The organism is Leifsonia poae (assembly GCF_050632865.1).
Lineage (GTDB): Bacteria > Actinomycetota > Actinomycetes > Actinomycetales > Microbacteriaceae > Leifsonia > Leifsonia poae_B.
In genome coordinates this window covers 421,093-443,610 of the sequence record NZ_JBODSA010000003.1, presented here as the reverse complement: position 1 = coordinate 443,610, position 22,518 = coordinate 421,093, and the positions used below count along the sequence as shown (strand labels likewise).

Annotated in this window: 22 protein-coding genes and 2 pseudogenes; 10 read left to right on the top strand and 14 right to left on the bottom strand. The window is 69.6% G+C overall.

What is annotated here, in order from left to right; all coding sequences use genetic code 11:
* Positions 1–9: 9 nt before the first annotated feature.
* The 5 genes and pseudogenes from ACRAWB_RS12260 to ACRAWB_RS12240 all read right to left on the bottom strand — a co-directional run bounded on the left by ACRAWB_RS12260 (position 10) and on the right by ACRAWB_RS12240 (position 5,014).
* A pseudogene (locus ACRAWB_RS12260) lies at positions 10–1,133 on the bottom strand (glycerate kinase).
* A complete protein-coding gene (locus ACRAWB_RS12255) occupies positions 1,130–1,891 on the bottom strand; it encodes a ThuA domain-containing protein (RefSeq protein WP_431353583.1) in 762 nt (253 codons plus the stop codon). The pseudogene ACRAWB_RS12260 and the gene ACRAWB_RS12255 overlap by 4 nt, the downstream one beginning before the upstream one ends.
* The gene (locus ACRAWB_RS12250) at positions 1,888–3,168 is read right to left on the bottom strand and encodes an MGH1-like glycoside hydrolase domain-containing protein (RefSeq protein WP_431353582.1); all 1,281 of its coding nucleotides are present in this window, start codon (positions 3,166–3,168) and stop codon (positions 1,888–1,890) included. The genes ACRAWB_RS12255 and ACRAWB_RS12250 overlap by 4 nt, the downstream gene beginning before the upstream one ends.
* Positions 3,165–3,962, bottom strand: a complete 798-nt coding sequence (locus tag ACRAWB_RS12245) for a sugar phosphate isomerase/epimerase family protein (RefSeq protein ID WP_431353581.1) — start codon at positions 3,960–3,962, stop codon at positions 3,165–3,167. The genes ACRAWB_RS12250 and ACRAWB_RS12245 overlap by 4 nt, the downstream gene beginning before the upstream one ends.
* Entirely contained in the window at positions 3,962–5,014 is a 1,053-nt protein-coding gene (locus ACRAWB_RS12240) for a zinc-dependent alcohol dehydrogenase (protein WP_431353580.1), read from the bottom strand. Before ACRAWB_RS12240 ends, ACRAWB_RS12245 begins: the two co-directional genes overlap by 1 nt.
* Positions 5,015–5,135: 121 nt before the next feature.
* Between ACRAWB_RS12240 and ACRAWB_RS12235 the strand changes: the two genes are divergently transcribed.
* The 5 genes from ACRAWB_RS12235 to ACRAWB_RS12215 all read left to right on the top strand — a co-directional run bounded on the left by ACRAWB_RS12235 (position 5,136) and on the right by ACRAWB_RS12215 (position 10,032).
* On the top strand, positions 5,136–6,542 hold the full coding sequence (locus ACRAWB_RS12235) for an ABC transporter substrate-binding protein (protein ID WP_431353579.1): 1,407 nt from the start codon (positions 5,136–5,138) through the stop codon (positions 6,540–6,542).
* Positions 6,543–6,546: 4 nt separating this feature from the next.
* A complete protein-coding gene (locus ACRAWB_RS12230; RefSeq protein WP_431353578.1) occupies positions 6,547–7,521 on the top strand; it encodes a carbohydrate ABC transporter permease in 975 nt (324 codons plus the stop codon).
* Complete coding sequence (locus ACRAWB_RS12225) at positions 7,518–8,384, top strand: carbohydrate ABC transporter permease (protein ID WP_431353577.1); 867 nt, start codon at positions 7,518–7,520, stop codon at positions 8,382–8,384. The genes ACRAWB_RS12230 and ACRAWB_RS12225 overlap by 4 nt, the downstream gene beginning before the upstream one ends.
* A gap of 67 nt (positions 8,385–8,451) precedes the next feature.
* The gene (locus tag ACRAWB_RS12220; RefSeq protein WP_431353576.1) at positions 8,452–9,600 is read left to right on the top strand and encodes an ROK family transcriptional regulator; all 1,149 of its coding nucleotides are present in this window, start codon (positions 8,452–8,454) and stop codon (positions 9,598–9,600) included.
* Positions 9,601–9,660: 60 nt separating this feature from the next.
* The gene (locus ACRAWB_RS12215; RefSeq protein WP_431353575.1) at positions 9,661–10,032 is read left to right on the top strand and encodes a hypothetical protein; all 372 of its coding nucleotides are present in this window, start codon (positions 9,661–9,663) and stop codon (positions 10,030–10,032) included.
* Here the strand turns inward: ACRAWB_RS12215 and ACRAWB_RS12210 are convergent.
* Positions 9,992–10,282 (bottom strand): GNAT family N-acetyltransferase, encoded by a 291-nt coding sequence (locus tag ACRAWB_RS12210; RefSeq protein WP_431353574.1) that lies wholly within the window; start codon positions 10,280–10,282, stop codon positions 9,992–9,994. The genes ACRAWB_RS12215 and ACRAWB_RS12210 overlap by 41 nt on opposite strands.
* A 100-nt stretch (positions 10,283–10,382) precedes the next feature.
* On the opposite strand from ACRAWB_RS12210, the gene wecB reads away from it, so the two are divergent.
* Positions 10,383–11,549, top strand: coding sequence for a non-hydrolyzing UDP-N-acetylglucosamine 2-epimerase (wecB, locus tag ACRAWB_RS12205; RefSeq protein WP_431353573.1), 1,167 nt, complete (start codon positions 10,383–10,385; stop codon positions 11,547–11,549).
* Positions 11,550–11,642: 93 nt separating this feature from the next.
* Positions 11,643–12,209, top strand: coding sequence for an RNA polymerase sigma factor (locus tag ACRAWB_RS12200; protein ID WP_431353572.1), 567 nt, complete (start codon positions 11,643–11,645; stop codon positions 12,207–12,209).
* 52 nt (positions 12,210–12,261) lie between these two features.
* Here the strand turns inward: ACRAWB_RS12200 and ACRAWB_RS12195 are convergent, their stop codons facing one another.
* Positions 12,262–14,553 (bottom strand): helix-turn-helix transcriptional regulator, encoded by a 2,292-nt coding sequence (locus ACRAWB_RS12195; protein WP_431353571.1) that lies wholly within the window; start codon positions 14,551–14,553, stop codon positions 12,262–12,264.
* Positions 14,554–14,682: 129 nt separating this feature from the next.
* Entirely contained in the window at positions 14,683–14,907 is a 225-nt protein-coding gene (locus ACRAWB_RS12190) for a hypothetical protein (protein ID WP_431353570.1), read from the bottom strand.
* A gap of 423 nt (positions 14,908–15,330) precedes the next feature.
* Between ACRAWB_RS12190 and ACRAWB_RS12185 the strand changes: the two genes are divergently transcribed.
* Positions 15,331–16,449, top strand: coding sequence for a S1C family serine protease (locus tag ACRAWB_RS12185; protein ID WP_431353569.1), 1,119 nt, complete (start codon positions 15,331–15,333; stop codon positions 16,447–16,449).
* A gap of 13 nt (positions 16,450–16,462) precedes the next feature.
* Here ACRAWB_RS12185 and ACRAWB_RS12180 read toward each other — a convergent pair whose 3' ends face one another.
* Together ACRAWB_RS12180 and ACRAWB_RS12175 are read right to left on the bottom strand one after the other, a co-directional pair.
* Positions 16,463–16,744 (bottom strand): hypothetical protein, encoded by a 282-nt coding sequence (locus ACRAWB_RS12180; protein ID WP_431353568.1) that lies wholly within the window; start codon positions 16,742–16,744, stop codon positions 16,463–16,465.
* Between the two features lie 179 nt (positions 16,745–16,923).
* Positions 16,924–17,544 (bottom strand): LamG domain-containing protein, encoded by a 621-nt coding sequence (locus tag ACRAWB_RS12175; protein ID WP_431353567.1) that lies wholly within the window; start codon positions 17,542–17,544, stop codon positions 16,924–16,926.
* Between the two features lie 468 nt (positions 17,545–18,012).
* Here ACRAWB_RS12175 and ACRAWB_RS12170 point away from each other — a divergent pair, with 468 nt between their 5' ends.
* Positions 18,013–18,186 (top strand): hypothetical protein, encoded by a 174-nt coding sequence (locus ACRAWB_RS12170; RefSeq protein WP_431353566.1) that lies wholly within the window; start codon positions 18,013–18,015, stop codon positions 18,184–18,186.
* Between the two features lie 224 nt (positions 18,187–18,410).
* Here ACRAWB_RS12170 and ACRAWB_RS12165 read toward each other — a convergent pair.
* From ACRAWB_RS12165 to ACRAWB_RS12150, 4 genes and pseudogenes are all read right to left on the bottom strand, one after another.
* Positions 18,411–18,926: pseudogene (locus tag ACRAWB_RS12165) on the bottom strand (RNA polymerase sigma factor); the annotation flags it as partial.
* Positions 18,911–19,039: a hypothetical protein gene (locus ACRAWB_RS12160; protein ID WP_431353565.1), complete on the bottom strand. Its 129-nt coding sequence runs from the start codon at positions 19,037–19,039 to the stop codon at positions 18,911–18,913. The gene ACRAWB_RS12160 and the pseudogene ACRAWB_RS12165, both read right to left, overlap by 16 nt.
* 88 nt (positions 19,040–19,127) lie before the next feature.
* Positions 19,128–19,820 (bottom strand): M23 family metallopeptidase, encoded by a 693-nt coding sequence (locus ACRAWB_RS12155; RefSeq protein ID WP_431353564.1) that lies wholly within the window; start codon positions 19,818–19,820, stop codon positions 19,128–19,130.
* 70 nt (positions 19,821–19,890) lie between these two features.
* Positions 19,891–20,586, bottom strand: a complete 696-nt coding sequence (locus tag ACRAWB_RS12150; protein ID WP_431353563.1) for a phosphatase PAP2 family protein — start codon at positions 20,584–20,586, stop codon at positions 19,891–19,893.
* Positions 20,587–20,814: 228 nt separating this feature from the next.
* On the opposite strand from ACRAWB_RS12150, the gene ACRAWB_RS12145 reads away from it, so the two are divergent.
* Positions 20,815–22,500 (top strand): MDR family MFS transporter, encoded by a 1,686-nt coding sequence (locus ACRAWB_RS12145; protein WP_431354511.1) that lies wholly within the window; start codon positions 20,815–20,817, stop codon positions 22,498–22,500.
* The last annotated feature ends 18 nt before the right edge of the window (positions 22,501–22,518 follow it).

Below are 22,518 nucleotides of genomic sequence, written 5' to 3'. Positions count from 1 at the left end.
AAGGCGGCCTCATCCCCAGCGAGAGGCGAGCAGTTCGCCTGCCCGGCGGGCCCAGCGGACGGCGTCGGCGCGGGACGCGTCGGCTGAGCCGGCGAGTTCGCTTAGGTCGACATCGTCGGCGAATCCGTCCGGCTCGAGGGCGATCATTCCGGCCACCAGCGCGACGGGTGTTCCCTCGGCGCGTGCGAGGGACGCGACATGAGCGGCGACCTTGCCCTCGCGCGTCTGCGCGTCGTAGCTGCCCTCGCCCGTGACCACCAGATCCGCCTCGCGAATCGCCTGAGGTAGGCCCACTCGGGAGCCGACCTCGTCGGCACCTGGGCGGATGTCGGCACCCCACAGCGAGAGACCGAAGCCTGTTCCGCCCGCGGCACCCGCTCCGGGGCGCTCGCTCACGGCGACGGCGTCGGGCCGTTGTTCGGCCACCCGCTGCACGAACGCGGCGAGTCCGGCCTCGATCCTCTCGACGTCAGCGGGCATCGCGCCCTTCTGTGGGCTGAACATCCGAGCTGCGCCGCGGTCGCCGAGCAGGGGGCTGCGGACGTCCGTCAGCAGCGTCACGCCGTGAATGGGAAGAGACGGTAGGGCGTTCAGTTCGACGCGCGCGAGGTCGGCCAGTCCCGCATTGCCCGGTGGCACCGGGCGTCCGTCGGAGCCCAGGAGGGATGCGCCGAGCGCTTGGAGGGCTCCCGCTCCGCCGTCGCTGGTGGCGCTTCCGCCGAGTCCGACCAGGATGCGGACAGCGCCCGCCTCGAGCGCGGCGGCGATGAGCTGACCCAGGCCGCGCGTGTGCGCCCCCAGCGGCTGGAGGGGTGGAGCAGTCCGAGGCCGCTGGTCTGCGCGATCTCGACCACGGCCGTCGGTCCGGATTCGTCGCCGCCGGGCAGCAGGGCCCACCGCGCGGAGACGGGGCGTCCGTCCGGCCCGTCCACCGTGGTCGCGCGATCCTCTGCCCCGGGGACGGCGGCGAGGAACGCGTCCACGGTCCCCTCGCCGCCGTCGGCCATGGGGAGGCGGACGAGTTCGTCTTCGGGCCGGACCGAGTGCCATCCGTCGGCGATCGCCTCAGCCACGGCAGAAGCCTCCGCCGACCCCTTGAACGAGTCCGGTGCGACGACGATGCGCGGCGTCATGACGCGGTCGTCGTCCCCGCCTGCGCCTCGATCAGCTCACCGCGCCGGGGATGCGAGACCGCCGGTGTACGGTGCTCGCCGTCGCCGGAGGCCCAGCGTGCGGCGTTTCCGAGCACGCGCCGGACCGCCGGGTGCCGGTAGACCGGGTACTTCTGATCGCCGGGGCTGAAGTAGAAGATGCGGCCGCGGCCACGGCGGTACACCAGGCCGGAGCGGAAGGCCTCGCCGCCGCTGAACGCGCTGACGAACACCGTCTCCTCCGGCTCGGGCACGTCGAAGTGCTCGCCGTACGTCTCGTGCGCGTCGATGACGAGCGGCGAGGGCACGCCGGCCGTGATGGGATGCCCGGGCGCAGTCGTCCACACGGCCTCGCGGTCGCCGTCATCGCGCCACGACAGCGAGCAGGTAGTGCCCATCAGCCGGGTGAAGATCTTGGAGAAGTGGCCGGAGTGGAGGACGACCAGGCCCATCCCGCCGAGGACGTGGCGCTGGACGCGATCCACGACGGCGTCGTCGACCTCGTCGTGCGCGAGATGTCCCCACCAGAAGAGGACGTCGGTGGAAGACAACGCCTCCTCGGTGAGCCCGTGCTCGGGCTCCGCGAGCGTCGCGGTGCGCACCTCGACCTCCGCTCCGAGCTGTTCGCTCAGCGCCGACGCGACTTCGCCGTGGATGCCGCGCGGGTAGAACGGCATGATGTGCGGCTCCGTCGTCTCATGGACGTTCTCGTTCCATACGGTAGCGCGGATGGTGGTCACCGGGAGGCTCCGATCTTCTGGGAGAGGTCGAGGGCGAGCGCGGCGGTCCAGCTGAACCGGCGCGTGCCGCGCGGTGCGGACGAGTACGGGTCCAGGTACTCGGGGAAGTCGTGGTCCAGCGCGCCGTCGTCCATGTTCCGCGAGAGCTGTTCCGCCTCGGCCGTGCAGCCGCGCTCGTACAGGGCCTCGGCGATCAGCCAGGCGGTGTTGAACCACGACGGGCCGCGCCAGTAGCGCGCCGAGTCGAAGGTAGGCGCGGTCAGGTCGTGACTCGGCACCATCGCGACCTCGCCGAGCCGGAAATGCGGCCCGCGCAGCAGGTCCAGCAGCTCGTCCGTGTGCGGCAGGTCGGGGAGGAGCAGCGGGGTCAGCCCCGAGACGGTCCGGTACGGCTGCAACTCGCCAGTGCTCGCATCCCGAGCCACGTAGCAGCCGAGCGCGGAGGACCACAGCTCCTCCAGGCTGCTCGCGATGCGGCGGGCCTCCGCCCGGTGAGGCTCGGGATCGGCGCCGATGAGCTCGGCGATGGCCGCGAGCGAGAGCTCCGACCGCGCCCACAGCGCGTTGAAGGCCGGATCCTCGAACTGGAACGGGAAATCGGGATCGGCGTCGTCGCAGTCGTGATCCCGATAGCGGGCCGCGAGGTAGAGGTACTTGCCGTACTCGCCGTTGGACGGCCGGTGCTCGGCCTCCGCGTGCAGCAGATCGGGACGGGGGATCTCGCCGCCGTAGGTCTGGGTCATGCCGCGCAGGCACGCGTCCCAGTACGGCGAGTTGTCCATCCCGCTCTCCCAGGGGTGCACGATGCGAGCCAGGCCCGAACCGGTTCCGCGCCGCTCGCGCAGGTACCGGTGCCAGCTCACCAGTCGCGGGTACGCGCGCTCGAGAAAGCGTCGTCGGCCCGACTCGTGTGGATCCGACTCGTGCACCATCAGGACGGCCATGGCGTGGTTCGGCGGCTGGATCAGACCGGAGGTCTGGACCGGCGGTGAACCCGGGATGCTGCTGCTGTTCCAGAAGCTCACCCCGGGGGAGTAGCCGTCGTCGCGCCCCGAGTGGAAGACGATCTGCGGCAAGCGGCCGTCGTCCCACTGCGCGCTCAGGATGGTGTCGAGCTCCTGCTGCGCTCGCCGCGGAGAGAGATGGCGGAGGCCGATGGCTATGAAGGCCGAGTCCCAGCTCCACTGGTGCGGGTACAGGCCGCCGGCCGGCACCGTGTACGAACCGCGCCAGTTGCCGAAGAGGATGCGCGAGGCCGCCGGCGCGACGGCCTTCACAGGTACCGCCGCAGCATCGGCGGTACGGCCGGGAGCACGGTGGCGGCGTCGCCCGACAGGCGGCTCTCGAGTGCGATCGAACGCTCGTAGCCGATCGCCTGGACCGTGGCGCCGAAGAGCGCCCAGTCCACGTGGCCCGCGCCCGGCTCCAGCCGGTTCGAGTCACTGGCCTGAAGGTGACCGATATACGGCGCCACCTCCAGCAGCGCGGCGGCCGGATCGGCCTCCTCGATGTTCATGTGGTAGGTGTCGGCGACGATCCGCACGGCCGGTGAGCCGACCTCCTGGATCAGCGCTGCGGCTCCCGCCAGCGTGTTCACGAGGTAGTCCTCGTAGCGGTTCAGCGGCTCCAGGAACAGCTCGACGCCCTCGCGCTTGGCATGCTCGCCGAGCCGGCCCAGCGCGTCGACGAGGATGTCGTGGTCCTCCTCCGGCGTGCGCGGCGGCTCGAAGGGTGGGAGTCGACGGGAGAACATCCCGTACGACCCCGGGGTCATCACTCCGACGCCGCCGATCTCGGCCATGACGGTGAGCTGGGAGGTGAGCTGCGCGATCGCGTCCTCGCGCAGATCGCGGTCGAAGGCGCCGATGAAGTGCGACATCTCGACGCAGGTGGTCGGCATGACGACGCCGGCGGCTGCGGCGCGCTTCAGTTCGGGCAGGCGGCCGGCGAAGTGGAAGTCGCCACGGCTGCGCAGCTCGATGCCGTCGAATCCCCACGCGAGCGCGGTCTCGAACTTGCTCTCGAGGCTGTCGCCGGGCAGGTGCTGTTCCTGGACGGTGATCGCGTTCATCAGAACTCCAGCACCACCTGAAGGGCGGCCGGCGGGTCGGTGTCGAGAAGGCGGTAGGCCTCCGCGGCGTCGTCGAGACGGTAGCGGTGGGTGACGAGGGATGCGGCATCCACGCGACCGTCGGCGAGTGCGTCGACCACGGTCCGCTGCAGGCGCGGCACGTCCCAGCGGGCGCGGAGGCGGTTCGGCGCCGACCCGATCTGCGAGGCCAGCAGCTGGACCCGGTTGTGGTGGAACTCCTCACCCAGGTGCAGCGGCGTCGCCTCGCCCTGGTAGAAGCCGGAGGCGACGACCGTGCCGTCCGCTCCGACGGCGCGGACCGCCGAGTGCAATGCGTGGTAGTTGCCGCTGAGCTCGATCGCGGCGTCGGCGCCTGCGCCGCCGGTGAGCTCGCGGAGCGTGAGCGCGAGGTCCGCGTCCGGGGCGAGCGCGTGCGTCGCACCCCAGCGGAGGGCGGCCTCACGCCGGGCGGGGATGCCGTCGACGGCGAAGACGGTCGCGCCGTTCAGGGCGGCGAAGCGGGTCGCCAGGAGGCCGATGACGCCCTGTCCGAAGATCACGACCGTGGAGCCGACGCCGAGGTCCGCGGCGAGCACGCCGTTCAGCGCGATGGCGCCGACGCGGACGAACGCCGCAGCCACCGGGTCGAGACCTTCGGGGAGGACGTGGCCCCGCAGTGCCTCGATGGTGAGCACTCCCTCGGCCCGGTGGCCCCAGATGCCCCACACGCGGTCGCCGACGCGCGGTGCGTCGGCCGGCAGGCCGCCCTCGGGCTCCGCGATCTCGATGACCTCGCCCACTTCGGAGTAGCCCCAGCCGTCGAGGGGGTACGCCAGTTGACCGCTATCCGCCCCTCCGCGGAAGAGTCGGATCTCCGGGTCCCACTGCGAGGTCAGGTAGGGATTCGTGCCCCGGTACGCGGTCAGTTCGGTGCCCGCGGAGATGCCCGAGTACAGCGTTCGGACCCGGACCTCGCCCGGCGAGAGCTCGGCACGGGGAAGGTCGATCACCTCCACGGCGTGAGGAGCGGCGAAGCGGAGAAGTCTGTTCATGCGAGCGTCCTTGGTTTCGAGATGGCGACTACATTAGCATCGTGGTTAGCCCACTTGTGCATAGACATTATGCATAAGTTGAGTTACGCTCCAAGCACCCCACCCCCCGAAAGGAGACGCGATGATGACGTCGCGCATCACGAAGATCGTCGCCGGAGCGACGCTGTTGGTCGCCGGCGCGGCGACCCTCGCCGGATGCTCCGGCAACTCGAACAACGGCGCCGACGACAAGGGCAAGACCATCACGGTCTGGTCCGAGGAGAACCAGCCTGATCGCGTCAACACGACGAAGGCGATCATCGACGGGTTCACCAAGAAGACCGGCATCACGGTCAAGCTGGTCCCGGTCGACGAGAACCAGCTGCCGCAGCTGGTCGCCTCCGCGGCGATCTCCGGCAAGCTCCCGGATGTGATGGGCGCCATCCCGCTCTCGCTCGTCCGCCAGCTCGACTCGCAGAAGCTCCTGCACCCGGATGCGGCGGCCAACGTCGTCAAGGCGCTCGGCGAGAAGACGTTCGTCGGCTCCGCCCTCGCCCTCGACAAGGACGGCGACCGCCAGCTCGCGGTGCCGGACTCGGCGTACGCGCAGATCCTCGTGTACCGGAAGGACCTCTTCGAGAAGGCAGGCCTGAAGCCCCCGACGACGTACGCCGACCTCGAGAAGGCGGCCAAGACGCTGACCTCGGGCAGCGACTACGGCATCACGCTGGCGACGGACCCGGCCGACGTCTTCACCTCGCAGACCTTCGAATCCCTTGCCCTCGGCAACGACTGCCAGCTGGTCGACAAGAGCGGCAAGGTCGGGCTCGACTCGAGCGCCTGCAAGACGACGTGGGACCTCTACGGCAACCTCGCGCAGAAGTACTCGCCCCAGGGCACCCAGACGGTGGACACCACGCGCGCCACCTACTTCGCAGGCAAGGCGGCCATGGTCGACTGGTCCACGTACCTGCTCGACGAGCTGGGCGGTCTGCGGAACGACGCGCTCCCCACCTGCGCCGAGTGCGCCTCCGACCCGACGTGGCTCGCCAAGAACAGCGGCATCGTGACCTCCATCGAGGGCCCCGACGGCACGAAGGGCGCCACTTATGGCGAGGCCACGTCCTGGCTCGTCACCAAGAAGGCGAACGCCTCCGCGTCGGAGAAGTTCATCGAGTACATGCTCTCCGACGGCTACCTGAAGTGGCTCGGCATGGCTCCGGAGGGCAAGTTCCCGCTCCGCACCGGCACCTCGGCGAATGCGACCGAGTACAGCGACGGCTGGAAGAACCTCGAAACCGGCGTGGACACCAAGAAGAAGCTGTCCGACATCTACGACGCCGCGACCATCGACGCGCTGCTGAAGGTTCCCTCGGAGATCGACCGCTGGGCGATCCCGCAGGGCCAGGGCGCGCTGCTCGGACCGGTCAACACGCAGCTGCCGATCTCGAAGGCCGTGGCGAGCCTCGGCTCGGGAACCAGCGCGAGCGACGCCGCGAAGTCCGCGAACGACGCCGTCGAGCAGCTGCAGGCCAAGCTGAAGAAGTGACTCCATGACGCAACTCGCACCGCGCTCTTCGAAGCAAGGGGCTCCCACCCCGACGCAGGCGGCTCCCACGCGGGGCCGCCTGCGCCGAGGGACGATAGCCAGCCGGGACAACCGCGCCGGCCTCTCGATGGTCCTGCCGACCACGATCATCATCCTGGCGATCGTGATCGTCCCCGTGATCTGGAACCTGATCCTCGCGTTCCAGGACACGGACTTCACGAGCATCGCCGAGAACGGGCTGCTCAACTCGTTCACGCTTCAGAACTTCGTCGACGTCTTCACCGATCCGGGCTTCTGGACGTCGCTGTGGACGACCATCGTGTACTCGGTCTTCTCGACGGCCGGGTCCATCGTCGTCGGCCTGGTGGCCGCGCTCGCCTTCCGCTCCCCGTTCCGCGGACGCGGCGTGGCGCGTTCGCTGATGCTGCTGCCCTACGTCGCGCCGGTGGTCGCCGTGACCTTCGTCTGGCAGATCATGCTGAACTCGCAGTTCGGCATCGTGAACACGCTCGGCAAGGAGTGGTTCGGCTGGGAGCACCCGATCGACTTCCTGGGCAAGGCTCCGTACGCGCTCATCACGGTCATCGTCTTCGAGATCTGGCGCTACTTCCCCTTCGCCTTCCTGTTCATCACCGCGCGCCTCGTAGCGCTGCCGCGGGATGTGGAGGAGGCGGCGCTCGTCGACGGTGTCACGCCGTGGCAGAACTTCCGTCACATCGTGCTGCCTCAGCTGCTCCCGGTGATCTCGCTGCTGTCGGTGCTGCGACTCATCATGACGTTCAACAAGTTCGACGACGTCTACCTGCTGACGGGCGGCGCCGCCGGCACCGAGGTCTCGGCCGTGCGCGTCTACGACACGCTCGTCGGCAATTTCGACATCGGAGGCGCTGCCGCCAACGCGATCGTGCTGTCGGCGATCCTCGGTGTGTTCCTGTTCGTCTATGTGAAGTTCTTCGCCGGAAAGGGTGACGACGAATGAGCCGGATCCTCGTGCAGAAGCGGACGTTCGGAACGCTCCGCTGGGTCGTGATCGCCGTCCTCGTCGTCGCGACCGTCTTCCCGTTCTATTACATGCTCGAGCTCAGCTTCGTGCCGATCGAGCAGGTGCTGCTGCATCCCGAACGGCTCTGGATCCCGATCCAGAACTTCACGCTCGACACCTACGCGCAGGTGCTCAAGCCGGAGGAGGACGGCGGCCAGGGCTTCGCTCAGTTCATGATGAACTCCGCACTCGTCGCCATCGCCGCGGTCATCATCACGCTTGTCGTCTCGGTGCCCGGCTCGTACGCGGTCTCCCGGCTGAAGTTCTTCGGCCGGAGGCAGATCAGCGCCCTGTTCCTGGCGGTCTACCTCTTCCCGACCATCATCATCGCGATCCCGCTGTTCGTCGGCTTCTCGGCCCTGGGTATCCGGGAATCCCTCGCGACGCTGGTGATCGTCTACATCGCGCAGACGATCCCGGTCTCCATCCACATGCTGCGCTCCTACATGCGGTCGATCCCGGAGAGCGTGGAGGAGGCCGCGATGATGGACGGTGCCGGACGACTCCGCATCCTCTGGAAGATCACCGTGCCGCTGGCGATGCCGTCCATCGTGTCGACCGGCCTGTACGTGTTCATGATCGCTTGGAACGAGTTCCTGTTCGCCCTCCTGTTCCTCGCCGCCGACCGCGACCTCTGGACGGTCTCGCTCGGCCTGTCCCAGCTGTCGAACGGCATCGAGGTATCCAAGACGGTCCTCATGGCGGGCTCGGTTCTGCTGACGGTCCCGATCATCGTGCTGTACGGACTCGCCGAGCGCTCGCTCACCGAGGGCCTGACGAGCGGAGCTGACAAGGGGTGACCGACAACGCGAGCGGACCTCGTACGATGGGAAAGCGAAGGTGGGTCCCCCGGAGGAAAGGCGGCCGATGAGCTCTGGCCCGGGAGATGTGCTGCAGCTGATCCGCCGTTCCCAGGCCACGACGCGTCGCGACATCCAGCAGGTGACCGGCCTCTCCCGCGTCACGGTGGCCCAGCGGGTCGACGCCCTGATGGACGCCGGCCTCGTCACCGAAGTGGCGGGCGGCGGCGGGGCGACCGGTGGGCGGCGGCCTGACCGGCTGGCCTTCCACTCGGAGCGGTCGCTGCTCGCGGTGGCGGCCGTGGATACCGCGCACTCGCGCACCGCGCTCACCGACCTCGCCGGGCGGGTGCTCGCGACCGACACCCTGGACGTCGCCATCGGTGACGGCCCGAAAGCGGTTCTCGATGCGCTCGCGGCCTCCATCCGGCAGCTGATCGACACCTCCGCCGACGACCGGAAGGTCGTCGGGTCCGGTATCTCCGTGCCCGGCCCGGTCGACCCGAAGACGCGCAGGCCGGCGCAGCCGCCCATCATGCCGGGCTGGGACGGCTATCCCATCGCCGATCACCTCAGCGATGCGCTCCCGGTGCCGACCTTCGTCGAGAACGATGCGGACGCGATGGCGTTCGGCGAGCAGTCCACCAACTTCCCCGACAGCAACGCCGTGTGCCTCGTGAAGGTCTCCACGGGTATCGGATCCGGTCTGGTCATCAACGGATCGGTGTACCACGGCATCGACGGCGGCGCCGGTGACATCGGGCACATCCGGCTCGCGGGCGAGGACGCCATCTGCCAGTGCGGCTCGCGCGGCTGCCTGGCCGCCGTGGCGAGCGGTCGCGCCGTGGCGATGGCCCTGACCGAGCGCGGCTTTCCAGCCGCCTCCGGCCGGGATGTCGGCCGGCTGCTGCGCGCCGGCAACGTCGAGGCGCTTGCGCTGACGCACGAGGCCGGTCGGCGTATCGGCGAGGTCATGGCCACGGTCGTCTCGATGATCAACCCGGGCCTGCTGATCGTCAGCGGCGACCTCGCGTCGAGCGAACTCCTCGGCGGTCTGCGCGAGACGCTGTACCCCCGTTCGCTCCCGCGGGCGACGCGCAATCTCGACATCCGGCTGGGCGCGCTCGGCGCGGACGCCGGGCTCATCGGCATGGCCCGCATCGTGACGGATGCGCTCTACTCCGCCGAAGCGATCAACCACCAGTTCGCGGTCTGAGAGGCCTCACTCACCGTCGCTGCCCAGGAAGCCCACAGGCGCTCCGGTACCCTGGATGGCGTGAATTGGTGGGTCGTGGGGATCATCGTGGCGTTCGTCGCCGTGATCGTCGTCGCCGTGAAGCTCGGCTGGATCGACCTGTCGAACAAGGCGCGCCGCGGTTCCGGCACGATGAGCGGCGCCATCGGCGGGTCGTTCGACGAGATCTTCGCTCCCGCTCGCCACGAAGCACAGCAGGAGATGGACCGCCAGACCCTGCTGCCCGCTCCCGCGCCGCTTCCCGGCGACCGAGGCGAGGACGGCTGGCAGGGCGGAAAGATCACGATCGACCTCGGACGCGCCGGGCAGGGCCAGCGGGTCGAGGGGCGCGACCCCAGCGACGACGGACGCGCTAGCGCGACTGCAGGTCCGCGTAGTCGGGATGCTCGCTGAGCCAGCTGCGCACGTAGGGGCACGAGGCGATCACGCGGCGGTCGGAGTTCTCCCGCACGTCGTCGAGCGCCGTCTGCACGAGGGTCGACGCCATGCCCTTCTCGCGCCTGGCGGGGTCCACCTCGGTGTGCGTGAAGACGATCGCGTCATCGCGCAGGTCGTATTCGGCGACACCGATCACCTCGCCGTCCTGCAGGAGGGCGTAGCGGGACTGGTCGGGCTGGTTCTCGACGCTCAGGGTCGTGGTCATGACGCCACGCTACCCGCTCCCGATCGCGTCAGGTTCCGGGGCGTCTCCACGTCTCTGTAGATGAAGGGGCACCCGAACTCCCCTTCAGGAGGAGACCCACGTGATCACGGTGATGCTCGTCTACGGCACCCGACCCGAAGCGATCAAGATGGCCCCCGTCGTGCGCGCCCTGAAGGAGTCGCCGCTGTTCCGCCCGGTGGTCGTGCTGACCGGCCAGCACCGCAGCATCCTCGACCAGGTGAACACGGTGTTCGAGGTGGAGGCCGACCACGACCTGGCGATCATGTCGCCGAACCAGACCCTGCACGACATCACCGTGCGCACCATGTCCGGCCTGCAGCCGCTGTTCGACAGTGAGACGCCGGACGCCGTCCTCGTCCAGGGCGACACCACGTCTGCCATGGCCGCCGCGATCGCCGCGTTCGAGCGCAAGATCCCCGTCGTGCACCTCGAGGCCGGTCTGCGCAGCGGCGACCTGTTCGACCCGTTCCCGGAGGAGGCGAACCGCCGCATCATCGGCCAGATCGCGAGCCTGCACCTCGCTCCGACCGAGCACGCCCGCCGCAACCTCCTCGCCTCGGGTGTGTCGGAGAAGCGCATCGCCGTGACCGGCAACACCGTCATCGACGCCCTGCACCTGATGCTCGGGCGCGAGCCGGAGTTCGAGGACGTGCGCGTCGCCGAAGCCGCCGACGGCGAGCGTCCGATGGTGCTCGTGACGGCGCACCGCCGCGAGAACCACGGCGCGCCGATGGAGCGCATCGGCTCCGCCGTCCGCGTGCTCGCCGGCCGCTTCCCCGGTCACGACTTCGTCCTCCCGGCCCACCCGAACCCCGCGGTGCGCACGCACCTCCTGGCCGCGCTGGGCACCGCGCCCAACATCCTGGTCACCGAGCCGGTGGCGTTCACCGACATGGTGCACCTCCTCGACCGCGCCACCCTGGTACTCACCGACTCGGGCGGAGTGCAGGAGGAGGCACCTGCGCTCGCGACGCCGGTGCTCGTGCTGCGCGAGACGACCGAGCGGCCCGAGGCCGTGCTCGCGGGCACCTCCCGGCTGGTCGGCACGCACGTCGAGACCATCGTCGAGGAGGCCGCAGCGCTCCTCGACGACCCTGCCCGCCACGCCGCCATGGCGCAGGTAGCGAGCCCGTTCGGTGACGGACACGCCACCGAGCGCACGGTCGCAGCGCTCGACGAGCTGCTTGCGGGCGGCGTCCGGCTCCCGGACTTCTCGGCCGAGGCGGTCTCGGTAGCGGCTCCGTAGTCCTCCCGATCCGGTCCGATGACCACCCGACGGAGTCTGGGGTCATCGGATCGGGGAGCTCCCGGTCCGGGCCACACGACCGAGGAGACCGCGATGACCGACACCACCGCCCGCCCCACCGACCTGCACCTGCTGGACCGCGTCCGCGCCGGCGAGTCCTCGGTCTACGGCGAGCTCTGGAGCCGCTACCAGGGCTGGGCCCACCACATCGCCCGCACGGTCACCAGCCGTTACGACGCGGAGGACATCGTGCAGGAGGCGTTCGCCAAGGTGCTGACCTCGCTCCGAAACGGCAACGGTCCGCGTCAGGGGTTCGCGGAGTACCTGCGGACCGCGGTCCGCAACGTCGCCGCCACCTGGGGCGCCCGTGACTCCCGCGTCAAGCTGGTGCCGATCGTCGACGACTCCGTCGCCGGCAGCTACGAGTTCGAGGTCGCCGACCTTGGCGAGTGCGAGGGTCCGTTCCGGAGCCTGCCGGAGCGCTGGCAGCAGATCCTCTTCCTCACCACCCTGCAGGGCCACTCCCTCCAGGACGCCGCTCGTGCGATGGGCATGACCGTGGGTGCCGCCACCGCGCTCGCCGCCCGCGCCCGCAAGGGCCTGCGCGAGGCCCTTGCCGAGACCACCACCCGCCCGGCCGAGCTCGCCCTGGCCGCCTAGTCGTCCGCCCCGGGAGGTGCGTGCCTACGCCGTGCCTCCCGGGTGAGCGGTCTCACCGGGTCTGCTCCCTGTACCAGACCGCCAGCTCCGTCCGCGACCGCAGCCCCAGCTTGACCAGCGCATTCTGCACGTGCGTCTCGACCGTCCGGATGGAGACGAACAGCCGCCGCGCGATCGCCTTGTTCGTCTCGCCATCGGCCACGTAGGACGCCACCTGCGACTCCCGCGGGGTGAGCACCGATGCCCGCGCCGTGGCCGCCACCGACGCCGGAACCCCCGCTCGAGCGTGCGCCTCCACCACGCCGTGCAGGGCGTAGTCGATGCTCTCCTCCTCGCTGAGGGCGGCGCCGTAGGCGTAGGCCTTCTCGAACGACTCCATGCCGAGCCGGTGCCGCAGCCCGCGTTCTGTCTCACCGAGGTCGATGAAGTAGGGCGGGTAGTTCGTCCGGATCGACCCCACATCCCGCCACCGAGCCGAGGCGGCACCGAGCAGCGTGGCGCCCCTGGTCGCGTCTGCCCGCTCCCGGGCGACCTCGGCCAGCAGCTCGAGGGCCTGCGCGACGCCCAGCCCGTTCCCCAGGCCGCGCTTGAGGACCAGCGCGTCGCGCGCGTCCCGGTCGGTCGCCTCCACGTCTCCGGCGACCGCGCTCGCCGTCGCCCGCGTGGTGAGCGCGAACGAACGCTCGAAGCGCTCGCCGACGAGCAGCCCGCGCTCGAGGATGCCGTCGTCCACGGCGTCGCCCTCCTCCGAACGCCTGAGCGCGTGCAGACGTGCCGCGAGCCGTTGCGGGGTGTTCAGGCGACCGAACCGGTACGCATCCTCGCCGAGGTCGTCCATCAGTCCCTGCAGGATGAGCACGGCATCCGCGTCGTCGAGGTCGGCCGCTTCCTCTGCGCTGACGACGGCGGTGGCCGCTTCGCGCCAGATGCGTCCATCCACGTCCGGGATGCGGTCTCGGGCGGCCGCGGCCGCCCGCAGCTCCTTCCCGGCGAGCCCCGGCTTCTCCGTCACCGAGAAGACGAAGGCGCGCAACGCGTGGCCCAGCGATCCCCAATACGGCGAAGGAGTTCCCGAATCGAGCGCGATGCCCAGCCAGGTCGCGAGTTCGTCGGCGCTGCCATGAATAAACCACGCCTGGCGCCACGCCGTCCCGGCCACTTCGATCGCGGTGTCGGTCCGGCCGTCCTCTGCGGCCGTCGCCACCGCCCGGCGGATGTTCGGGATGTCCCCGCGCAGGCGGCGCGCGATAGTCGGCTGGCGGCTCGAGAACCAGTGGTCTTCGGCATCATGGAGGCGCGAGAGCATTGCCGCGACGAAGGTGCGTCTCGCCTCGTCAGTATGTTCGGCGCGCTCTGCGCCGAACTCCCGCAGAGCGGGCAGCAGCTCGTAGCGCACGCCTCCCTCCACGCGCCGGCGGTGGACCACCGATCGGCGGATCAGCTGCCGCACCACCGCGCGCGCCTCGCGAGGGCCGCCCGCCCCGGGCAGCGCCATCGCCTCACCCAGTTCGAGGTCCCATCCCGGGGCGAGCACCGCCAGGTCGCTCCACGCCCGACGCTCTGCGGGGGAACAGCGGTCCCAGCTGTCCTCGACCGAGGCTCGGAGGGATCGTTGGGGCGCATCGGCCGGCTCCAGCGCATCAAGCTGCTCATCCATGCGGCGGGCGAGCGTATCCGCGTCCATGAACTGCAGCTGCGCCGCCGCCAGCTCCAGCGCCAGCGGGACACCGCCCGTCGACGCGCAGATCCGAAGGATGGGCGCTGTCGTGCGCTCGTCCAACGCGAAGAGCGCATCGGCCGCGGACGCCCTATCGGAGAGCAGCCGAACGGCGTCGCTCGTGGTCGTCAGGTCGGCAGCCGGGAACGGGTCGAGAGCCACGACGGTCTGAGCCGTCGACGCCAGCGGCTCGCGGCTGGTGACGAGAAAGCGGACGCCGGGGCACGCCGCGAGGACGGTGTCCACGAACGCGGAGGTCGACGCCAGCACTTCATCGACGTCGTCGAGAAGCAGCAGTGCGTCCTCCCCGGCGAGCGCGTGGGTGACCGCCTCCTCGGGGTCGTCCTCGGTGGGGACCTTCAGCTGATGGGCGACGGCGGTCGCCACATCGATCCCGCGCTCGCGCAGGTCCACGTGCCAGACTCCGGACACGGAACGCGCGACCCCTTCTGCAGCCGCGATCGCGAGCCTGCTCTTGCCGACCCCGGCACCTCCGGTGATCGTGACCAACCGAGTAGAGGATTGCAGCAGGCGGCGGATCAGCGAGGCCTCTTCGCGTCGTCCGACCAGCATGTCGAAGCGCACTGGCAACCCATGTGTCGATTTCGCGTCATGGTTGCGGGTCATGCTGCGTCTCTAGTTCTGGAAGCTTCTACGGGCAGTGGCTTCTCTCACAGGGGTGGAGGGTGTCCGGCCGTTTCGGGTTTCGTCCGGGCAGACCCTCCACCCCATCTCTCGATGTCGATGCTTCTCTTCTCAGAGACGGGGCTGGTACGGCGCCCAGTCCTCCAGGTCGTATTCCAGCTCGATGCCCGAATACAGGCGAAGAGTCCAGCGGTGCGAGTCTCCACCGGCGAACTGGCCGGTGATCGTCTCGGTGACCCAGTCGCCGTGATCGTCACGGCTCCACCGGATCAGCCCGACATGCTCCCGGAGCCGCGGTGCGTGCGGCGGGTGGTTGTACTCGTTGTCTTCCTTCATGATCGTCTCCCTCCACCAGAGGTCCCTAGCTCCCTGGCGCGACGAGGCCAATGTTGCACGCGCGTGGTGCCCGCGCACTAGCCATCTTCCACGGGCCATTCGAGTTCTACGCCCGACTTCAGGCGTACTCGTATGACGTCCTCGACCACTTCGACGTGGTCGACCTCGGGCCGGCTCAGCAGGTACTCCCAGCCTGCCGCGTTCGAGTCTCGTGACTTGTCCCTGTCTTCGCTCACCGCCTTCACCCCTTCCCCCAGCCTTTGAAGACGTGCAAACAGATTCAGCTTGGACTCGTCGCCGCGCTGATGGCTAGAGGGATGAGAGGGCTCGAAGACTGTGCTCGGCCGCCTCCTGACAGAACTGTCTAGCCAAGCGCAACCTTCCGTGGTCAGCATGGGCGGGAGCGCGAAGGGAGGCAGCTCCATGACATCGGCAGACGGCGATCGCCCGCATCAGCCCGGCCGCTTCCCGGTCTGGGCCATCGTCCTCCTCGCGGTGCTCGGTGCGGTCATCCTTCTCGGGGCCGGCACCCTGGGCGGCCTTGCCATCCGCTCGGTGGGCACCATCCGGGGTCTCGCGACAGCGCCGACGGCCCCCGTGGAGAATCCCTCCGTCTGCGACGCCGAGCGGGTCGCGCGGGACGTCCTGCCGACGATCGTCACCATCGGGGTGACGGCGGCGGACGGTTCGGGCGGGACGGGCAGCGGCGAGATCATCACGGCGGACGGGTACATCCTGACCAACAACCACGTCATCGCTCCGGCCGCGGAGGGCGCCGAGATCGTGGTGCTGTTCAACGACGGGTCCACCCATCCGGCAAAGCTCGTGGGCCGCTCCCCGCGCGCCGACATCGCCGTCGTCAAGGTCGACGCGTCGTCGTTGCCGGTGATCCAGCAGGGGAATTCGTCGTCGCTGCAGGTGGGTCAGCCGGTCGTGGCGCTCGGTGCGCCGCTCGGGCTGTCGAGCACGGTGACGACCGGCGTGGTGAGCGCGCTGGGGAGGACGGTGCCGGTGCAGGGCGACGGCGACCGGAACGCCGTGCTGGCGAACGCCATCCAGACCGACGCCTCGATCAACCCGGGCAACTCGGGCGGTGCGCTCGTCGACTGCGACGGTCGGCTGGTCGGTGTGAACTCGGCGATCGCCACGGTACCGGGCGCGACGGGCGTCGCAGGTGGCGGCAGCGTCGGGATCGGGTTCGCCGTTCCGGAGGCGGTCGCCTTGCCGATCGCCGAGCAGATCATCAAGACGGGCAAGGTCACCTATCCGACGTTCGGGATCGGTGTGACGCCGATCCAGCCCGGATCCAGTGGCTCGGAGCAGAGCGGCCTGTACGTGCAGACGGTCACGCCCGGCGGCCCGGCGGCGCAGGCCGGGATCCGGCCGGGCGACATCATCACGGAGGTCGACGGCAAATCCGTCGGCAGTATCGACGATCTCACCGCGATCCAGCTGACGAGCAAGCCCGGCGACGAGGTGAAGGTCACCTATCTGCGGAACGGAGACGAGAAGACGACGACGGTGAGGCTGGGGGAGGGCTGACCGGTGGGGGCGCTCAGGCGGGACGTTCGAGTTCGAGGGCGGTCTTGAAGCGGTCGATGATGCGGTAGCTGTCGCCGGGGCCCATCTCTTCGACGCGCACGGTGTCGTAGACGCGGAAGTCGAGGTCGCGCAGTTCTGTCAGCCGGTCGGCTCGCTCGTTGAGAAGGGCCGACCGCAGGGGCGACGAAGGGTCGCGTGGGATGAGCGGAGTGACCAGTTCTCCACGCCAGCCGTCGGTGCTCGCGCTCACGAGTTCGGCTGCCCGCTCGCGCGGGTTCCAGGCTGGGGACCTCATGGCATCCTCTCCGGTGTCGCATCGTTGATGGAGGAGCGGCCCGTACCCGGCACCCGACGCACGAGCCGGGCCGCTCCTGATGGGGGACGCTCCGAAACGTCGCCCAGGAGAACGCGAAGCCCGAAACGCGCTCTCCAGTACTTAAGACGCGGTTCGCCTCTGGTCATGACGCGATCCGGTCATCGGCATAGCTCCCACTGCATGCGGATCTGCTCGGCCGTCAGCGCGGTGCGGTAGACGGCGGCGAATGCCAGCGTTCCGGAGAATGCGCGCGTGCTCGGCGTCTCGGGTCCCCAGTTATCGAGGTTGTCGCCGCCGATGCGCCAGTAGCCGGCGAACGCCTGAGCCTTCGTGACCGTGGGGTCGGACGCCACGCGTTGTCCGTCCACGAAGAGCGCCATGCCCTCGCTCGAGAGGCTGGCGGTCGCCTGGTGCCAGCTTCCGTCGGTGTAGGACGCGGTGGAACTGATCGTGCGGACGGCGCCGGGGAAGACGCCGAAGACGACCCGGCCGTCGTCGGTGAGAAACAGGTGACGGTCGTACGCCCAGGAGGTTCCGCTGACGTCGGAGCTGTAACCGAGAAGGCGGCCGCCGCCGCTGTCGGCACGGAACCACACCTGCACCGTGAACTCATCGGTGGCCGGGCGGAGGACACCGTCGCTGAGCGACCATCCGGGTGCCGAGCGCGGCTGCTCGTAGCGTGCCGTGACGCCGTGGATGAAGTCCACTTCGCTGGTCGTCTCGTCGGGCTCGTCGAGGCGGTAGGCGAAAATCGTGTCGTCGGCTGGGATCGCCCGCACGGCCGCCTCGCAGCCCGTCGGGGACGACGGCGAGGGGTCTTCCGGGCCGTCGACGGCCGGTGGGGTGATCGAGCCGGACGGTGGCGCGGCATCGTCGGGTGGCGTGCCTTCGTTGGGCGGGGTGGGTGGTGTGACTTCCGTGGGCGGGTCGACTTCGGTTGGCGGGTTGACTTGGGTTGGCGGGTCGATCTCGTTGGTGGGTTGATCTCGTTGGGTGGGTTGATCTCGTTGGGCGGGTTGACCTCGTTGGGCGGGGTGACCTCGCCGGGTGCGGTGACCTCGTGCGGCGGCGTGACATCTCGCGGTGGCGTGGTGCGATCGTCATCGCCGGCGGTCGCCGTACCCGGAGCGACAAGGTCGCCGACCTTCGGCTCAGTCGCACCTCCCTGGCTGCCGTCCCGCGATGCGCTCGGCAGATCAGGCGCCTCCGGCCGCGTGGCCGGACTGTCCTGCGCGTCCTGCGTGTGCGTGCGCGCATCCGGAGCGTCCGAGGGCTCCTGCCGACTCTCGGCCGACGCCGCGGAGACGTTCGGGCCGGCCGATCCGGCTACCGCCGCGGTGAGCGCAACGGCGGTGATGACACTGGCGGCGACCGTCGTCACCCCGAGGGACGACCCGGAGGCGGCCGATTGGAGGAGGTGACGCAGGCGCCCGCTGCGCCCGGCGAGCGCGTTCGCAGAAAGCGTCGCGGCCACCGCGCCGCTCGACTGCCCGGACGTCCAGGCACTGTAGGCCGCCGCTCCGGAGACGCCCAGGAAAAGCGGGAGCAGCCCGAGCGCGAGGCGAGAGCCGACGTGGTCGGCCTCGGTCGCGGCCTTGGTGCACGGCTCGCACTGCTCGAGATGCGCGACGACGCGGCGGTGGTCGGCCCGCGAGAGCCGGCCGCGAACGTAGGAGCCGAGCTTGGCGACCGTCCACTTGTGTGCTGGATCCTTCGCGTCGGCCTCCGCGAGGTGCGCCGTGATCCACGCCTGCCGCAGGCCCTCGCGTGCGCGAGCGGAGAGTGCGGAGACGGCGTTAGGGGTGAGACCGAGGAGCGGGGCGACGTCGCGCGGCTGCATGTCCTCCACCACGGTGTACCAGAGCACTTCCTGCCAGCTCTCGGGCAACGTGTAGAAGGCCTCGGCGACCGTGTCGCGCTCGATGCGGTCCAGGGCGGTGAGCTCGCTGTAGGTCCAGTCCTCGACGACGTCGGGGTCCTCGATGTTGGGAGTCGCCTTGCGCCTCGACCAGTCGATGGCGACGTTGCGAACCGTGGTCGCGAGGTACGACCGGAAGCCGGACCGCGGTCCACTGCCCTTCTCGATCGACTTCAGGATGCGCGCGAACGCCTCGGAAGCCAGGTCGTCCGGCTCGAACCGGCCTGTCACGGAGGCGGCCATGGCGCGGCCGGCGTTCCAGTGGCGCTTCCAGAGGACGCCGTAGGCGGGGAGTCGCCCTCGCGGGCGCGTTCGATCAGCTCCGCGTCGGAGAGGTCGTCGAGTTCGCGGGTCATGAGAGTCGGGTTCCTAACGGGCAGAAAGGGGGTCTTACTCACTGAGACGCGCATCAGGGGCGGTTCATGACGCGAGTGGAGTGAAATTTCAGTGAGCGTGCCGGTGGAGCCAGCCGAGAGGGTCGTGCTTGTTGCCGGCGGGGTCCATCACCTCGAAGTGGAGGTGCGGTCCGGTCGAGACGCCGGTGCTGCCGACGGCCGCGATCGGCTCGCCGGCGGCGACCGCCTGCCCGACGCCGACGAGGGTGGAACCCTCGAGCAGGTGGCAGTACCGGGTGGTCACGGCGTCGGCCTGAGCGTCGTGCTGGATGACGACCTCGACGCCGCAGCCGCCGGCGTCGACGGGGACCACATGGGTCACTGTTCCGGCGGCCGCCGCGACGACCGGCGCCCCGGCGGGCGCGGCGAAGTCGAGTCCCTGGTGGAACGTGGAGGCGCCGGGAGCGGGCGCCTCCCGGGGCCCGTAGTAGTCGGAGATGTCCGCCGCGCCGGCGACCGGCCAGACGGCGACGGGCGGGGGCGGCGGCGCAGGCGCGGGGGCCGGAGCGGGCTCAGGCTCGACGGGAGCGGCCGCGGGCTCGACTGCCTCGTGCGGCGATACCTCCACCACATCCTCCACTGGCACGGCAGGCCGCAGCTCGCGGAGTTCGGCGCGCGTGTCCGGGACCACCCGCAGCGCGGGGGCCGGAACCGACGCGGTCGCGGCCTCGGCTGACGCCACCCCGCTCAGCGTGGCGAAGAGGACGGTCGCGAGCGCGGTGGTGGAGAGGCGACGGAGCATGGCGCACCTTTCAGGAGGGGATCGGTGACTTCACGATCCCGGTCCTGGTGCGCCCGGCGGTTCCGTCGGACTACTGAGGCACTGCGTATTCGCGCTGCGGCGTGTCCACCGGCCGGCGGCCCAGGCGGCGCGTGGCGAGGTTCCACAGTCCGGCGATGAGGAGCGCGCCCGCGACGCCGTTCAGGATGCCGCCGATGACGTCCGTCCCGTAGTGGACTCCCACGTAGAGCCGCGACCAGCCGACGGCGAGCACGAAGAGCGCGCCGATCGCGATCACGATCGCGCGCGGCACGCCGCGGACGGCCATCGCCAGCGCGGTCACCAGTGCCGCGGCGAACACCACGTGCCCGCTCGGGTAGCTGAGGGTGGCGGGCGAGATGTTGAGGAGGTGCGTCAGGCCGACCGTGGTCGGACGGGGCTGTGCCACGACCGTCTTCACGACCAGGGTGGTCAGCCAGCCTGCGCCGGTCGCTACGCACACGCCCAGGGCGCGCCGCCATCCCACGAAGAGCAGCACGACGAAAACCAAGGCGAGGATGAGCGCCACGACCACCGGATGGTCGAGCACGTCCAGCGCGAGGGCTGCGTTGTCGAGAAGAGGCGAGTTGACACGGTTGACCGCCGCGTCCAGGCCCTGGAAGCGCAGGCCGGGCACGGCTTTGGCCGCGAGCCCGAGGCCGATCGTGAGCACGAACAGCGCCACGGTCCACACGATCCAGTGGACGGGCGTGTGCAGGGACCAGGAGCGGGCGCGGCGGGAGGGCATCCTTCGAGAGTAGGGACGCGTCGGCCTCTGAAGCTGGGCAAGCTCCCGCCTCTGCTTCGAGGATGCTCAGGCGCTTGGCAAAAATTTGCAACCAAGGAAATAATGCAGCGATGCATCCTGTTAGTTGACTTTGGTCACCTAAGTATTTATGGTTGATCGCAGTCAACCAATTTGTGTCGAAGGATCCGCATGTCCACCACTCTCTCCCGGGATGCCTCACCCGCGGCGATGTCGCATCGCCAGGTGCTGGAGTCCCTGTCCGGGCTTCTGCTCGGAATGTTCGTCTCGATCCTCGCGGGCACGGTCGTCTCGACCTCGATGCCGCGCATCATCTCCGAGCTGCACGGCGACCAGACCGCCTACACCTGGGTCGTCACCAGCACGCTGCTCGCCACCACCGTGTCCACGCCGATCTGGGGCAAGCTCGCCGACCTGCTCAACCGCAAGCTGCTCATCCAGCTCGCGCTCGGTCTCTTCGTCGTCGGCTCGGCGCTCGCCGGGTTCTCGCAGAACACCGACATGCTCATCGGCTTCCGCGTCGTGCAGGGCCTGGGTGCGGGTGGTCTCACCGCGCTGAGCCAGATCATCATGGCCGACATCATCAGCCCGCGTGAGCGCGGTCGCTACATGGGCCTGTTCGGCGGGATCATGGCCGTCGGCACGGTCGGCGGCCCGCTGATCGGCGGTCTGCTCACCGACTCCGTCGGCTGGCGCTGGAACTTCTTCGTGGGCGTCCCGGTCGCGATCGTCGCCATCATCCTGCTGCAGATCACGCTCAAGCTGCCGAAGCGTCCCGCCCGTAAGGTGCGCATCGACTACCTCGGCGCCGCGTTCCTGGCCGCCGGTGTCTCCCTGCTGCTGATCTGGGTCTCGCTCGCAGGCAAGGACTTCGACTGGAACAGCGCACAGACCTACTGGATGGTCGGCGGCGCCGTCGCCCTGCTGCTCGCCTTCCTGGTCACCGAGTTCCTGGTGAAGGAGCCGATCATCCCGCTCGCGATGTTCAAGAACCGCACCTTCACCCTCGCGGTGATCGCGTCGATCTCGGTCGGCGTCGCGATGTTCGGCACCTCGGTCTACCTCGGCCAGTACATGCAGCTCGCTCGCGGCGCGACGCCCACCGAGTCCGGTCTGCTCACGCTGCCGATGATCTTCGGCCTGCTGCTCTCCTCGATGATCGTGGGTAACCTCATCAGCCGGTTCGGCAAGTGGAAGGGCTACATGATCGTCGGCTCGATCCTGCTGGCCGTCGGTCTGTACCTGATGAGCACGATCTCCTTCGACACGAACTACGTCGTGCTCTCGGTCTACATGCTCATCCTCGGCGCGGGCGTCGGGATGGTCATGCAGAACCTCGTGCTGATCGTGCAGAACACGGTACAGCCGGAGCAGCTGGGCGCGGCCAGCTCCAATGTCGCCTTCTTCCGCTCGCTGGGCGGCACGATCGGCGTCTCGGTGATGGGCAGCGTGCTCGGCTCGACGGTAGTCAACCTGATGAGCGATCGAAAGGACGACCTGCTGGCGGCCGCCGCGAAGTCGGGAGCGAAGGGCGTCGCGGCGCTGAAGTCGCTCGCGAGCGGCCAGCTGCCTCAGGTCGACACCCTCCCGGCCGGTGTCCGCACCATCGTCGAGTCGGTCTACGGCCAGGCCGTGGCGGGCATCTTCCTGATCGCCGTCCCGCTCGCGATCGTCACGATCATCGCCATCCTCTTCCTGCCGAACATCACGCTCGGCACCAAGACGGCGATCGAGCGGATGAAGGAGAACGAGTCGGGCGGCGAGACGCCGCTGGAGTCCGCTGAGGAGAACGCGTTCGAGGTCGCCGAGGCGCTGATCGGCGCCCCCGCTACCGGCTCGATCACGGCCGTGCGAGGCGAGGGCGAACGTGCCTCTGCCGCTGAGAACGGCCGCTAGACAGGCGCGTTATGATCG